Raw genomic sequence first — 13276 nt, 5'->3', positions numbered from 1 at the left:
AAAGGTGGGAGGGGGCTTGCCCCCGATGGCGGCCTCAAAGGCGATACAAATCTCGAGTCTTAGAACACCGAGGCGTAGTCGCCCAGCTCAACCTGTACCGATTTGATGCGGGTGAAGTTGTTCAGCGAGCTGATGCCGTTCTCACGGCCAACACCCGATTGCTTGTAGCCGCCGACCGGCATCTTCGCGTCGGACTCGCCCCAGGCGTTGATCCAGCAGATGCCCGCTTCCAGCTGATGAATCACGCGGTGGGCGCGGTTCAGGTCCTTGGTTACCAGGCCGGCAGCCAAGCCGAAGTCGGTGTCGTTGGCGCGGCGGATCACTTCTTCTTCGGTCTCGTAAGTGAGGATGCTCATCACTGGGCCGAAGATTTCTTCACGGACGATGGTCATCTCGTCGGTGCAGTCGGTGAACACCGTTGGGGCCACGTAGGCGCCTTTGGCGAAGTCGCCGTCGGTCAGGCGGTCGCCGCCGCACAGCAGGCGTGCGCCTTGTTCTTTACCTTTGGCGATGTAGCCCAGCACGCTTTCCATGTGGGCGAAGCTGACCAGCGGGCCGAAGTTGGTGTTTTCGTCTTGCGGGTCGCCCACGCGGATACGGGCAACACGCTCAACGATCTTGGCTTCGAAAGCCGCCTGCAAGTGCTTAGGCACGAACACACGGGTGCCGTTGGTGCAGACTTGGCCGGAGCTGTAGAAGTTGGCCATCATCGCGATGTCGGCGGCACGATCCAGGTCGGCGTCTTCGAACACGATCAGCGGCGACTTGCCGCCCAGTTCCATGGTCACTTCTTTCAGCGAGGAGCTGGAAGCGCTGGCCATGACTTTCTTGCCGGTGTCGGTGCCGCCGGTGAACGAGACTTTCTCGATGCGCGGGTGCTCGGTCAGCCAGGTGCCGACTTCACGGCCGCTGCCGGTCAGCACGTTGAACACGCCAGCCGGAACGCCGGCTTCGGTGTAGATCTCGGCCAGTTTCAGGGTGGTCAGCGAGGTGACTTCGCTGGGCTTGAAGATCATCGCGTTACCGGCGGCCAGGGCCGGTGCGGATTTCCACAGGGCGATCTGGATCGGGTAGTTCCACGCGCCGATACCGGCGATCACGCCCAACGGCTCGCGGCGGGTGTAGACGAAAGAGGTGTCGCGCAGTGGGATCTGCTCGCCTTCGATGGCCGGTACCAGGCCTGCGTAGTATTCCAGGACATCGGCGCCGGTGACGACGTCGACGTATTGGGTTTCGGAGAAGGCTTTACCGGTGTCCAGGGTTTCCAGGGCGGCCAGTTCGTCGTTGCGCTCGCGCAGGATGTCGACGGCACGGCGCAGGATGCGCGAACGCTCCATGGCGGTCATGGCGGCCCAGATTTTCTGGCCTTTTTCAGCGCTGACCACGGCACGTTCAACGTCTTCTTTCGTTGCGCGTTGCACTTGGGCGAGAACTTCACCGTTAGCCGGGTTGATGGCTTCGAAGGTGGCATCGCTGCCAGCGTCGCTGTAGCCGCCGTCAATGTAGAGTTTTTGCAGGTCGAAACGGGCCATAAAGTCCTCGCAAGTGCATAAGTGGTTGGCGTTACCCGCCGAAAAGTGGGCCATGAGGGTGTGGCAACACTGAGCGGCAGACGTTCAGGGGTTGAGCGTTTATAAGTGCTCTAACTCACCTGCTTGGCCAATTGGAAATCCATGTATTCGTAAGCGATCCGTTGCGCCTGCGCCGTGTCGAAAGCGTCTCCCGACAGGGCGCCGCGCAACCATAAACCGTCGATCAGGGCCGCCAGGCCTCGGGCTGCTTTGCGTGCGTGCGGCAGCGGCAGCACTCGGCGGAACTGGCAGCACAGGTTGGAATACAGACGTTGATCGTTGATCCGCTGCAACCTGTGCAATGACGGGTGATGCATGCTGGTGGCCCAGAAGGCCAGCCAGGTTTTCATTGCCGGTCCGTTGACCTGGCTGGCGTCGAAGTTGCCCTCGATGATCACCTGAAGATGTGCCCGTGGGCTGTCGTCTGTAAGCGCCAGCCGGCGTTCGTGGACGTTATCGATCAATGCGTTCATCAAATAGCGCATCGTCGCTGCAATAAGGCCGTTCTTGTCCTTGAAGTAGTGACTGATGATGCCGTTCGAGACACCGGCCAAACGGGCGATCAGCGCAATGCTGGCATCGCCCATCCCGACCTGATCGATGGCCGTCAGGGTGGCTTCGATCAACTGCTGGCGGCGTATGGGTTGCATACCGACCTTGGGCATGTAGCACCTCTCCTTAGGCCTGCGACGGGCGATGAACGTTCGTCGACTTGGTGGCCAGTCTATTTTGTTTTGATTGAACGTTCAATCAACAAAGAATAAGCTCTGCGACAAATGGTCGCTGCCTACAGGTATTTCCTACGTGTGGGCCGTGACATCTGACACCTGCAAAAACCCTTGAAACAGGCCGTATCAGGGCCTGCCCACCGTTTCGGCGGGTTCAGGAATTTTCGGGGTGTCTTTATAACACCCGTCCGTCGACTGCCGAAAAATCGATGTCCCGGGATAACCGTTGCCTTGTGTTTCTCTCTCGCACTGCCTGGAGCATCTGCGCCATGAGTTCTGCCTCTCTTATAAAGACCCCGCCGGAAAAGGTGCGGGTCAACGGTTGGGTGTTCTACACCTCCACCGCGCTGATTCTGTTGTTGACCGCCATCCTGATCATCGCCCCGCAGGAGGCCGGGCGCATGCTCGGCGTCGCCCAGGCCTGGCTGTCTAAAAGCTTCGGCTGGTACTACATGGTGGTCATCGCCGCCTACCTGGTGTTCGTGGTCGGCCTGGCGTTTTCGTCCTACGGCAAGTTGAAACTGGGCAGTAAGGATGACACCCCGGACTTCAGCTACGGCGCCTGGGCCGGCATGTTGTTCTCGTCGGGCATCGGCATTTCGCTGCTGTACTTCGGTGCCTCCGAGCCGCTGGACCACTACTTCAACCCGCCCGAAGGCGCCGCCGCCAGCAATGGCGCCGCCCGCCAGGCGTTGCAACTGACCTTCCTGCACTGGGGCCTGCACGGCTGGGCGATCTATGCGCTGGTCGGCCTGGCCGTGGCGTACTTCGCGTACCGCCATAACCAGCCGCTGGCCCTGCGTTCGGCGCTGTACCCACTGGTAGGCGAGCGTTGGGTGAAAGGCGCGGCCGGCCATGCGGTGGATGGCTTCGGCATGTTCGTGACCCTGCTCGGCCTGGTGACCAACCTGGGGATCGGCTCGATGCAAGTGTCGTCCGGGTTGGAAAACCTGTTCGGCATGCAGCACAGCAACACCAACCTGCTGATCGTGATCATCGTGATGAGCACCGTGGCGACCATCGCTGCCGTGTCGGGTGTGGAGAACGGTATTCGCCGCCTGTCCAACCTCAACATCGTGCTGTTCAGCGGCTTGCTGATCTTCGTACTGCTGTTCGGGCCGACCCTGCATTTGCTCAACGGCCTGGTGCAGAACACCGGTGACTACCTCAACGGCATCATCCTGAAAACCTTCGACCTCTACGTGTACGAAGGCGACGCCGACAAGACCGAGCGCTGGATGGGCCTGTGGACCCTGTTCTACTGGGCCTGGTGGATTTCCTGGGCGCCATTCGTGGGCATGTTCATCGCGCGTATTTCCCGTGGCCGCACCGTGCGTGAACTGGTGGCCGGCGTGCTGCTGATCCCGCTGGGCTTCACCCTGGCGTGGTTGTCGATCTTCGGTAACTCGGCACTGGACCTGGTGCTCAACCACGGTGCGGTAGAGCTGGGCAAGACGGCGCTGGAACAGCCGTCCATGGCCATCTACCAACTGCTTGAGCACTACCCGGCGTCGAAAATCGTCATCGGTGTGTCGATCTTCGTGGGCTTTGTGCTGTTCCTGACGCCGGCGGATTCCGGTGCGGTGATGATGGCCAACCTTTCGTGCAAAGGCGGCAATGTGGACGAAGATGCGCCGCACTGGCTGCGGATCTTCTGGTCGGCGGTGATCACCCTGGTGACCATCGGCTTGCTGTTTGCTGGCAACTTCGAGGCCATGCAAACCATGGTGGTGCTGGCGGGGCTGCCGTTCTCGGTGGTGCTGATCTTCTTCATGTTCGGTTTGCACAAGGCCATGCGCCAGGATGTGGCGATCGAACAGGAGCAGGCGCAATTGGCCGAACGCGGGCGTCGTGGTTTCAGCGAGCGTTTGACCGCGCTGGACCTGCAACCGAGCCAGGGCACCGTGCAGCGCTTTATGGACAAGCACGTCACGCCGGCGCTGGAAGAGGCTGCGGTCGCGTTGCGTGACCTGGGGTTGGAAGTGCAGACGCTGTTGGGCAAGTCCAAGCGTTGCATCGGTGTGCGCATCGAGATGGAAGAGGGCAACCCCTTCGTTTATGAAGTGAGCCTGGATGCTTATTCGTCGGCGCCGAGCGATGTGCCTGAGGAAGAACGCACGCGTTATTACCGGGCCGAGGTCTATTTGCACAACGGGCCTCAGGAATACGACCTGATGGGCTTCACCCAGGAACAGATCACCCGGGATGTGCTCGATCAGTTTGAAAGCCATCGGCAGCTCCTTGGCCGTGTCTATAGCTGATAGGTGAAGACGGGTGGTGTCCTCACTGACACCACCGGGTCCACATGTGTAAACAGAACTTAATGTGGGAGGGGGCTTGCTCCCGATAGCAATGTGTCAGTCAGTACTTCTGTTACTGATACACCGCAATCGGGGGCAAGCCCCCTCGCACATTGACCCAGTTTCTACATTGAGATGTGCAGTGTTTGTCAGCCCAGGTTCTTGCCTAGCAGGGCATGGTACAGCTCGCTGTCCCCCAGAATCCCCACCACTTGGTTGTTGTCATGCAACACCAACTTGTTCCCGGTGTGATACCGAATCTGCAAGGCATCACGCATGCCGATATTCGAGTCCACCAGCGTCGGCACCCGGCCCAGTCCTTCCACCGGTTGCCCGGGCGCCCAGTTCTGCAAATTCATCACCACGCCATTCTGCCGCGCGCCCTGGATGGTATTGCCTTCGGCCAGGTCCAGCCACGAATCGCCGCCCGGGTCGAGGCACACCGAACCGTTCACGCGTTTGCAGTTGTCCAGCGTGCGCATCAGGCTGCGGCCGCACAGTACGTTCAGCGGGTTGGTATGGGCGACGAAGGTGCGCACATAGTCGTCCGCCGGGTTCAGCACGATCTCTTCCGGCACGCTGTACTGGATGATCTTGCCGTCTTTCATGATCGCGATACGGCTGCCGAGTTTCAGCGCTTCATCGAGGTCGTGGCTCACGAACACGATGGTCTTGCTCAGCTTGCGCTGCAGCTCCAGCAGCTCATCCTGCAGGCCTTGGCGGATCAGCGGGTCGAGCGCGGAGAACGGTTCGTCCATCAGCAGGATGTCGGCGTCCATCGCCAAGGCGCGGGCTAGGCCGACGCGTTGCTGCATGCCGCCGGAAAGCTCGTCCGGCTTCTTGTTGCGCCATTGGGTCAGGCCCACCAGCTCGAGTTTTTCATCCACCAGCTTGCGCCGGTCTTTCTCCGGACGGCCCTGCATTTCCAGGCCGAAGCTGATGTTCTCGCGCACGGTCAGCCAAGGCATCAGGGCGAACTTCTGGAACACCATGGCGATGCGCTTGGTGCGCATCATTTTCAGCTCGGCGGGGGTGCAGGACGCGATGTCGATCTGGCGCCCTTCATGCTCCACGAACAGCTGGCCACGGCTCACGGTGTTGAGGCCGTTGATGCAACGCAGCAGGCTGGACTTGCCGGAGCCGGACAGGCCCATCAGCACGCAGATTTCGCCTTTCTCAACGTCCAGGCTGGCCTTTTCAACGCCGACAATCTGCCCGGTCTTTTTCAGGATCTCGTTACGGCTCATGCCCTGGTCCAGCAGCTTGAGCGCTTCGCGTGGGTCTTTGGAGAAGATCACGTCGACATTGTCGAACCGGATAATGCTCATGCATCACCCCCTACTTTAGCGTCGGGTTGTTTGCAGATGCGGTCGAGCATGATGGCCAGCAACACGATCGCCAGGCCGGCTTCGAAGCCCAGGGCAATGTCGGCGGTATTGAGTGCGTTGACCACCGGCTTGCCGAGGCCATCGGCGCCCACCAGGGCCGCGATTACCACCATCGACAGCGACAGCATGATGCATTGGGTAATGCCGGCGGCGATGCTCGGCATGGCGTGGGGCAGTTCAATGCGCGAGAGCAACTGACGGCGCGAGCAGCCAAAGGCCTTGCCGGCGTCCATCAACTCTTGCGGTACATCGCGGATACCCAGGTAGGTCAGGCGGATCGGCGCGGCAATCGCGAACACCACCGTGGAAATCAGCCCAGGCACCACACCCAGCCCGAAGAGGGTCAGGGTAGGGATGAGGTAGACGAAGGTCGGTACGGTCTGCATCAGATCGAGCACCGGCCGCATCAGGGTGTAGAACATCGGCTTGTGCGCGGCAACAATGCCCAGCGGCACACCGATCACCACGCAGACCAGGGTGGCGAACAGCACTTGCGCCAGGGTCTCCATGGTTTCCTGCCAGTACCCCAGGTTCAGGATCAGCAGGAAGGAGGCGATGACAAAAACAGTCAGTCCCCATTTACGTTGAATAAAGTGAGCCAGCAGCGCAATCAGACCGATCAATGCCAGCGGATTGAACCAGGTCAGCGCAAACGTCACGCCGTGGATCATCGTTTCCAGTGTCGATGCGATTGCGTCGAAGTAGTTGGCGCCGTGTTGGGTCAACCATTCGACGAAGGCAGCGATGTACTGGCCTAGTGGGATTTTCTGTTCAGTCAGCATGGTAGTGAATGTCCACATGCGAAGGGGAAAACATCCCGGGCCAGCGCACCGGCCCGGGGTCAGCTGCGTTACTTGTCGAGGTAGGCTTTTACGGCTTCCAGACCGGGTTTGCCGTCAACGGTAGTGACACCGGCGAGCCAAGTGTCGAGGACTTGCGGGTTCTTCTTCAGCCAAGCCTTGGCGGCGGCGTCGGGCTTCATCTTGTCGTCCAGGACGTTACCCATCAGGGTGCTTTCCATGTTCAGGGTGAACGACAGGTTTTTCAGCAACTGACCCACGTTGCTGCATTCCTGGGTGTAGCCCTTGCGGGTGTTGGTGTAGATGGTGGCCTGGCCGTAGTTGGGGCCGAACGAATCGTCACCCCCGGTCAGGTACTTCATCTTGAAGCGGGTGTTCATCGGGTGCGGTTCCCAGCCGAGGAACACGATGGCCTGGTCACGCTTGGTGGCACGTTCAACCTGGGAGAGCATGCCGGCTTCGCTGGACTCGACGACTTTGAAACCGGCGGTTTTCAGGCCGAAGGCGTCTTTGTCGATGAGGGTCTGGATGGTGCGGTTGCCGTCGTTGCCCGGCTCGATGCCGTAGATCTTGCCGCCCAGCTCATCCTTGAATTTGGCGATATCGGCGAAGTCCTTCAGGCCTTTGTTGTACAGCGCTTCCGGGACCGCGAGGGTGTACTTGGCGTTCTCCAGGTTGGCGCGCACGGTTTCCACGGTGCCGGCATCACGGTACTGCTTGATGTCGTTTTCCATGGTCGGCATCCAGTTGCCGAGGAAAATGTCCATGTTCTTGCCGTCGGCCAGGGACTTGTAGGTCACCGGTACCGAAATCATCGTGGTGCGCGGCTTGTAGCCCAGGCCCTTGAGGACTTCGCTGGTGGTCGCGGTAGTGACGGTGATGTCGGTCCAGCCGACATCGGAGAAGTTGACGGTCTGACATTGTGCCGGTTCTGCAGCGTGCGCCAGGACTGGCAGACTCAGCATGGCGGCCAACAACAACGAGGGTGAAGCTTTCATGGGGCTAGACTCCTGTGTTTTTTCTGGCGGCCTTCGCCGCGCTTTATAAGTGTTGCGGTTGGTGCGTGCGACAACAGCTCTGGCACGGTGCCTTGCAAACGAGTCGAGACTGATCATGTACCAGTGAAAATCTGACGCCTACAGGGGGCGTCGTATCCAGTACAGGCAGGGTCGCATCCAGTGTCGGTGACGTCGCTTACAGGTTTTTCCCAAGGCAAAACTGCAGTTTTTGCCCATCTGCACCGCCAAAAACGGCCAAAACAGGTGATTGCGCACGGGCGACGCTGGTGAGCATGGTTACGTCGGTGTGAGACGCCGTGAGGGCGGATAAAAGCTTGATGATGCCGCCATCTGGGCGATCTGAGCGTAGCAGCTCCTTGGTGCCTGGCCCGTACTCACCGAGGAGTTTCACGGCAATGGCTATCAGCGTTTTCGACCTGTTCAAGATCGGCATCGGGCCTTCGAGTTCTCACACCGTCGGCCCCATGCGCGCCGCGGCGTTGTTCGTTCAAGCACTGCGTGAACGTGAACTGTTGGAACAGGTTCGGCGCGTTGAAGTTCAGCTCTACGGTTCCTTGTCGGCCACGGGCATCGGCCACGGCAGCGACACGGCCACCATCATGGGCCTGATGGGCGAGTGGCCGGACGCGATCGATCCGGCGCAAATCGGCCTGCGGATCCACACCCTGCGCGAGACCGACACCCTGCTGCTGGACGGGCGCTTGCCCGTGGCGTTCGTGTGGGCCCGTGACATGCGCCTGCTGGACGAAAACCTGCCCTTCCACCCCAACGCCATGACCTTGGTGGTGTACGACGATAACGGTGAGTTGCACCGCGACACCTACTATTCGGTGGGGGGCGGCTTTGTGGTGGATGAGGCCCAGGCGCAAAGCGGCGTGGCCGATATGGACCGCACCGAGTTGCCCTATGATTTTTCCAGCGCGGTGGAGCTGTTACAGCTGTGTAAGACCCACAACCTGCGCGTGGCCGAATTGATGTTGGCCAACGAAAAAACCTGGCGCTCGGAAGAAGAAATCCGCAGTGGCCTGATGAAGCTCTGGCGCGCCATGCAGGATTGCGTGGAGCAGGGCCTCAAGCACGAAGGCATCCTGCCCGGCGGCCTGAACGTGCGCCGCCGCGCCGCCAAGCTGCACCGCAGTTTGCAGGAGTTGGGCAAGCCGAATGTGATCGGCTCGACCTTGAGCGCGATGGAATGGGTCAATCTGTTTGCCCTGGCGGTGAACGAGGAAAACGCGGCCGGTGGGCGCATGGTCACGGCACCCACCAACGGTGCGGCGGGGATTATTCCGGCGGTGCTGCATTACTTCATGAAATTCAGCGAGGAGGTGACGGAAGCCAACGTGGTCGACTACCTGCTCGGCGCGGCGGCGGTCGGCATCCTGTGCAAGAAAAACGCCTCGATTTCCGGCGCCGAAGTCGGCTGCCAGGGGGAGGTAGGCTCGGCCTGCGCCATGGCCGCCGCCGGGCTGGCGGAGATCCTCGGCGCCACGCCGGAGCAACTGTGCAACGCCGCCGAAATCGGCCTGGAGCACAACCTGGGCCTGACCTGCGACCCCGTGGGTGGGCTGGTGCAAGTGCCTTGCATCGAGCGCAATGCCATTGCAGCGGTGAAGGCGATCAATGCGGCGCAGATGGCTTTGCGTGGCGACGGCCAGCACTTTATTTCCCTGGACCGGGTGATCCGCACCATGCGGGATACCGGGGCGGATATGCATGACAAGTACAAAGAGACATCGCGGGGTGGGTTGGCGGTCAGCGCAGTAGAGTGTTGACCTGATCAGCTTTTGTGGCGAGGGAGCTTGCTCCCGCTGGGCTGCGTAGCGGCCCCAAGATCCTGGGAGCGCTGCGCACTCCAGCGGGAGCAAGCTCCCTCGCCACAAAGGGTCGGCAGACTGCGCATAAAGTGAACACCCAAAGCAAAAGCGCCACCTTTTGGCGCGTCGCAAACAGATAAGTAGCCTCCAAACGATTTTGCTCTCGACCACCCGTCAGCTGTGCGTGTGGTGACAGACGTTTCCCACACCCTCAAAGCGCCTTCCCACAAGTGCTACCGAACTGCTCACACAGCTTGAGCAGGCTCGCTCTGACGTCCTTTTCAGGTCATATCCCGCACTTCCTGCGCGGGCTTATATAGACGCGTCATCAGGTCGTTTTCAGGAGTTATTGAATGGCCATTCAATTTTAGGCATGGCATTTGCTCTATCAATCCTAAAGCGTCGCCTTCCTTAGGCTGAGCGCAATAACAAGAGCCTCGCCTGAGGCCACCACCCGCTTTGTGTGAGGAGATACCGCGATGACGTCGTTCAACTCAGGGGCTCAACCCCAGAACCGTGCGCCTCAATCCATCGGCTTTTTGCTGCTGGACAATTTCACGCTGATTTCCCTGGCATCCGCAGTCGAACCGCTGCGCATGGCCAACCAGTTGTCCGGCCGTGAGCTGTACCGCTGGACGACCTTGAGCGTCGATGGAAACCAAGTGTGGGCCAGCGACGGTCTGCAAATCACCCCCGATGCCTCCATGCACAAAGCCCCGGCCCTGGACACGGTGATCGTGTGCGGCGGCGTGGGTATCCAGCGCACCGTTACCCGTGAACATGTGTCGTGGCTGCAAAGCCAGGCGCGCCAATCCCGTCGCCTGGGTGCGGTGTGCACAGGCAGTTGGGCCCTGGCCTGCGCCGGTTTGCTCGACGGTTTTGATTGCAGCGTGCACTGGGAATGCCTGGCGTCGATGCAGGAAGCCTTCCCCCGCGTGGCCATGAGCACACGCCTGTTTACCCTCGACCGCAACCGCTTCACCAGCTCCGGCGGCACCGCGCCGCTGGACATGATGCTGCACCTGATCAGCCGCGATCACGGTCGCGAACTGTCGGCCGCCATCTCCGAGATGTTTGTGTACGAACGCATTCGCAACGAACAGGATCACCAGCGGGTGCCGCTCAAGCACATGCTCGGCACCAACCAGCCCAAGCTGCAGGAAATCGTGGCGCTGATGGAAGCCAACCTGGAAGAGCCGATCGACCTGGATGAACTGGCCGTGTACGTCGCCGTGTCCCGTCGCCAGTTGGAGCGCTTGTTCCAGAAATACCTGCATTGTTCGCCGTCACGCTACTACCTCAAATTGCGCCTGATCCGTGCGCGGCAGTTGCTCAAGCAAACGCCGATGTCGATCATCGAAGTGGCATCGGTGTGTGGCTTTGTCTCTACACCGCACTTCTCCAAGTGCTACCGCGAATACTTCGGCATTCCGCCACGGGATGAGCGTGTAGGTTCCAACACCACCCAGCAAGTGGCGATGATGCCGATTCCGCAGGCGCTGGTGTTGTCACCGTTGTCGGGGCCGATGTCGGCGTTAAGCCAGGCGCGTAATGAGTCGACGTTTGCCAGCGTACGGCTGTAGACCGAGTCGTCTGCATCGGGAGCAAACCCCCTCCCACCTTTGACTGTGTTCACACATCAACCTGTGGGAGGGGGCTTGCCCCCGATAGCAATCTATCAGGCGCCAGAGTTCTGCCTGAACTGCACCAGTGCCGGCAACAACTGCTTATCGATCGCCTGCCTCACTGCCGGCAAAATCGTCGCACTGCCGCTGTACATCTGCTCAACCATGCCCTTGAGCGCCCTGGCCCGTGCTTCGTTCAAACCGCGCACCGCGCACTCGCAAGCCTGTTCGGCGGTGGCGCCGCTGGACACGTCGAAACCCAGCGAGCGCAGTTGGCCCAGCAGGTCATCCTGGTCAATCAAATCCGCATGCATCATGACGTTTATCCTGGTGAAGGGGGCGGGGTCTGACTGGGATTCTGGTAGCCACTCAACCGGTCGGCAAGGGCAGATTGCACGAATGCCTCAGATGGCTATGAACAGGTCGTTTTCGAGGCACTGACCGGCAGAAGTAATAGGCACACTGAACGCCAGGCAAGCAACTTGAAGGTTTGGTCACCCTCGGGATGTCACGCCACACAAAGCACTCTGCCCCGATCCTGTCACGGCTTGATCGGGGCTTTTTTTGCCTGCGACGGTGGCAGCCCTATCACTCGGCCAAGGAGTACGGGGCGCGCGAGGTCAGCCTGTTGAGCGCTGATGGCCGCGAGTTTTTCCAGCGTGGCCTCGGTGAACGGCGCCGAATGCGGGCCGGCGAGGTCGACGTGCAAGAGCATCTGTTCGTTGCCCGCCAGCTCCCGTTCTTCACCCACAAGATGCAGGCTGTGATAGAGGTGCAGGCGCTTGGCATCGTGCGCGATCAGTTGCGTATGCACTTCGACGTCGGCGCCCCGTTTCACTTCGTGCAGGTAGTTCAGGTGCAGCTCCAGGGTGAACAGCGAGTGGCCGCTGGCTTCGCGGTTTTCACTGTCCAGGCCCAGGGTGTCCATCAATGCATCGGTGGCGTAGCTGAAGATCAGCAGGTAGAACGCGTCGCGCAAGTGGCCGTTGTAGTCCACCCACTCGGGGTGGACCTGGGTGGTGTAGGTGGTGAGTGCGGGCATGTCAGGGTTTCCGTTATTCGGCGAAGTTCATGCCGTGTTTGGCCTTAGTGGTTTTCACCGCCTCCAGCACCGCCAGCAGGCAATCATCACGATAGCGCTCCAGCGCCGAAATGCTGTGCTTGCCCAGTTGATTGCTGGTGCCGTTGACCACATCGTCAATCAACTTTTCGGTCAGTTCCGGCGCCGGCAGGTAGGTCCACGGCAGCTGCAGCGCCGGACCGAACTGCGCCATGAAATGCCGCATGCCGGCATCACCACCCGCCAGGGTATAGGTGAGGAAGGTGCCCATGAACGACCAGCGCAGGCCCGCGCCAAAGCGGATCGCGTCATCGATCTCGCCGGTGGTGGCCACACCATCGTTGACCAAGTGCAGCGCCTCGCGCCATAGCGCTTCCAACAGGCGGTCAGCGATAAAACCGGGCACTTCCTTGCGCACATGCAGCGGGCGCATGCCGAGTGATTCATACACCTTGATCGCCGCCTGGATCGCCTCTGGCGCTGTGTGCTTGCCGCCCACCACTTCCACCAGCGGCAGCAAGTAGACCGGGTTGAACGGGTGACCGACCACGCAGCGCTCGGGGTGAGTCGAACCTTCGTAGAACTCGCTTGGCAACAAGCCCGAAGTGCTTGAACCAATTAACGCGTTCGGCTTGGCTGCGGCGCTGATCTGGCTGTGCAGATCCAGTTTGAGTTCCAGGCGCTCCGGGGCGCTTTCCTGGATGAAGTCGGCGTCTTTCACGCACGCTTCGATGGTCGCGACAAAGCGCAGGCGGTCCTGGGATGCGCCCGGTGCGAGGCCTTGTTTTTCCAGGGCGCCCCAAGCGTTGGCGACGCGCTTGCGCAGCGCCGCTTCGGCACCGGGCGCGGGGTCCCAGGCGACCACATCCAGGCCGTGGGCCAGGGCGCGAGCCACCCAGCCGCTGCCGATAACACCGCTGCCGAGGGCGGCGAAGGTTTTGATTTCAGTGATAAAGCTCATGGCGACGTCC

12 protein-coding genes are annotated in these 13276 nt (G+C 60.6%); 3 read left to right on the top strand and 9 right to left on the bottom strand.

What is annotated here, in order from left to right:
• Positions 1-59: 59 nt before the first annotated feature.
• Both betB and betI read right to left on the bottom strand, forming a co-directional pair.
• Complete coding sequence (betB, locus tag ACI512_RS00825) at positions 60-1532, bottom strand: betaine-aldehyde dehydrogenase (RefSeq protein ID WP_405121579.1); 1473 nt, start codon at positions 1530-1532, stop codon at positions 60-62.
• Positions 1533-1642: 110 nt separating this feature from the next.
• On the bottom strand, positions 1643-2236 hold the full coding sequence (gene betI / locus ACI512_RS00820; RefSeq protein WP_015886274.1) for a transcriptional regulator BetI: 594 nt from the start codon (positions 2234-2236) through the stop codon (positions 1643-1645).
• Positions 2237-2625: 389 nt separating this feature from the next.
• On the opposite strand from betI, the gene ACI512_RS00815 reads away from it, so the two are divergent.
• A complete protein-coding gene (locus tag ACI512_RS00815) occupies positions 2626-4560 on the top strand; it encodes a BCCT family transporter (RefSeq protein ID WP_236381388.1) in 1935 nt (644 codons plus the stop codon).
• 188 nt (positions 4561-4748) lie between these two features.
• On the opposite strand, the gene choV is transcribed toward ACI512_RS00815, so the two are convergent.
• The 4 genes from choV to ACI512_RS00795 all read right to left on the bottom strand — a co-directional run bounded on the left by choV (position 4749) and on the right by ACI512_RS00795 (position 8197).
• On the bottom strand, positions 4749-5927 hold the full coding sequence (choV, locus tag ACI512_RS00810) for a choline ABC transporter ATP-binding protein (protein ID WP_015886272.1): 1179 nt from the start codon (positions 5925-5927) through the stop codon (positions 4749-4751).
• Positions 5924-6769 carry a choline ABC transporter permease subunit gene (gene choW / locus ACI512_RS00805; protein ID WP_015886271.1) on the bottom strand — a complete coding sequence of 282 codons (846 nt, stop codon included), beginning with the start codon at positions 6767-6769 and terminating at the stop codon, positions 5924-5926. Before choW ends, choV begins: the two co-directional genes overlap by 4 nt.
• Before the next feature lie 68 nt (positions 6770-6837).
• Positions 6838-7785 carry a choline ABC transporter substrate-binding protein gene (locus ACI512_RS00800; RefSeq protein WP_015886270.1) on the bottom strand — a complete coding sequence of 316 codons (948 nt, stop codon included), beginning with the start codon at positions 7783-7785 and terminating at the stop codon, positions 6838-6840.
• Between the two features lie 196 nt (positions 7786-7981).
• A complete protein-coding gene (locus tag ACI512_RS00795) occupies positions 7982-8197 on the bottom strand; it encodes a hypothetical protein (protein WP_064054283.1) in 216 nt (71 codons plus the stop codon).
• 4 nt (positions 8198-8201) lie between these two features.
• Here ACI512_RS00795 and ACI512_RS00790 point away from each other — a divergent pair, with 4 nt between their 5' ends.
• Entirely contained in the window at positions 8202-9578 is a 1377-nt protein-coding gene (locus ACI512_RS00790; RefSeq protein WP_236381384.1) for an L-serine ammonia-lyase, read from the top strand.
• 521 nt (positions 9579-10099) lie between these two features.
• Positions 10100-11203 (top strand): GlxA family transcriptional regulator, encoded by a 1104-nt coding sequence (locus ACI512_RS00785; protein WP_005792167.1) that lies wholly within the window; start codon positions 10100-10102, stop codon positions 11201-11203.
• Between the two features lie 95 nt (positions 11204-11298).
• On the opposite strand, the gene ACI512_RS00780 is transcribed toward ACI512_RS00785, so the two are convergent.
• The 3 genes from ACI512_RS00780 to ACI512_RS00770 all read right to left on the bottom strand — a co-directional run bounded on the left by ACI512_RS00780 (position 11299) and on the right by ACI512_RS00770 (position 13266).
• On the bottom strand, positions 11299-11562 hold the full coding sequence (locus ACI512_RS00780; protein ID WP_015886268.1) for a hypothetical protein: 264 nt from the start codon (positions 11560-11562) through the stop codon (positions 11299-11301).
• Between the two features lie 224 nt (positions 11563-11786).
• Positions 11787-12287 (bottom strand): thioesterase family protein, encoded by a 501-nt coding sequence (locus tag ACI512_RS00775; protein WP_064054282.1) that lies wholly within the window; start codon positions 12285-12287, stop codon positions 11787-11789.
• A 13-nt stretch (positions 12288-12300) separates the two neighbouring features.
• A complete protein-coding gene (locus ACI512_RS00770) occupies positions 12301-13266 on the bottom strand; it encodes an L-carnitine dehydrogenase (protein ID WP_236381382.1) in 966 nt (321 codons plus the stop codon).
• Between the last annotated feature and the right edge of the window lie 10 nt (positions 13267-13276).

The organism is Pseudomonas petroselini (genome assembly GCF_045037875.1).
GTDB lineage: Bacteria > Pseudomonadota > Gammaproteobacteria > Pseudomonadales > Pseudomonadaceae > Aquipseudomonas > Aquipseudomonas petroselini.
This window is presented reverse-complemented; position numbering and strand designations above follow the sequence as displayed.

Excerpts from the sequence above, each read along its gene's own strand:
- betB (WP_405121579.1), bottom strand. The coding sequence starts at position 1,532 with ATGGCCCGTTTCGACCTGCAAAAACTCTACATTGACGGCGGCTACAGC.
- betI (WP_015886274.1), bottom strand. The coding sequence starts at position 2,236 with ATGCCCAAGGTCGGTATGCAACCCATACGCCGCCAGCAGTTGATCGAA.
- choV (WP_015886272.1), bottom strand. The coding sequence starts at position 5,927 with ATGAGCATTATCCGGTTCGACAATGTCGACGTGATCTTCTCCAAAGAC.
- choW (WP_015886271.1), bottom strand. The coding sequence starts at position 6,769 with ATGCTGACTGAACAGAAAATCCCACTAGGCCAGTACATCGCTGCCTTC.
- ACI512_RS00800 (WP_015886270.1), bottom strand. The coding sequence starts at position 7,785 with ATGAAAGCTTCACCCTCGTTGTTGTTGGCCGCCATGCTGAGTCTGCCA.
- ACI512_RS00790 (WP_236381384.1), top strand. The coding sequence starts at position 8,202 with ATGGCTATCAGCGTTTTCGACCTGTTCAAGATCGGCATCGGGCCTTCG.
- ACI512_RS00785 (WP_005792167.1), top strand. The coding sequence starts at position 10,100 with ATGACGTCGTTCAACTCAGGGGCTCAACCCCAGAACCGTGCGCCTCAA.
- ACI512_RS00780 (WP_015886268.1), bottom strand. The coding sequence starts at position 11,562 with ATGATGCATGCGGATTTGATTGACCAGGATGACCTGCTGGGCCAACTG.
- ACI512_RS00775 (WP_064054282.1), bottom strand. The coding sequence starts at position 12,287 with ATGCCCGCACTCACCACCTACACCACCCAGGTCCACCCCGAGTGGGTG.
- ACI512_RS00770 (WP_236381382.1), bottom strand. The coding sequence starts at position 13,266 with ATGAGCTTTATCACTGAAATCAAAACCTTCGCCGCCCTCGGCAGCGGT.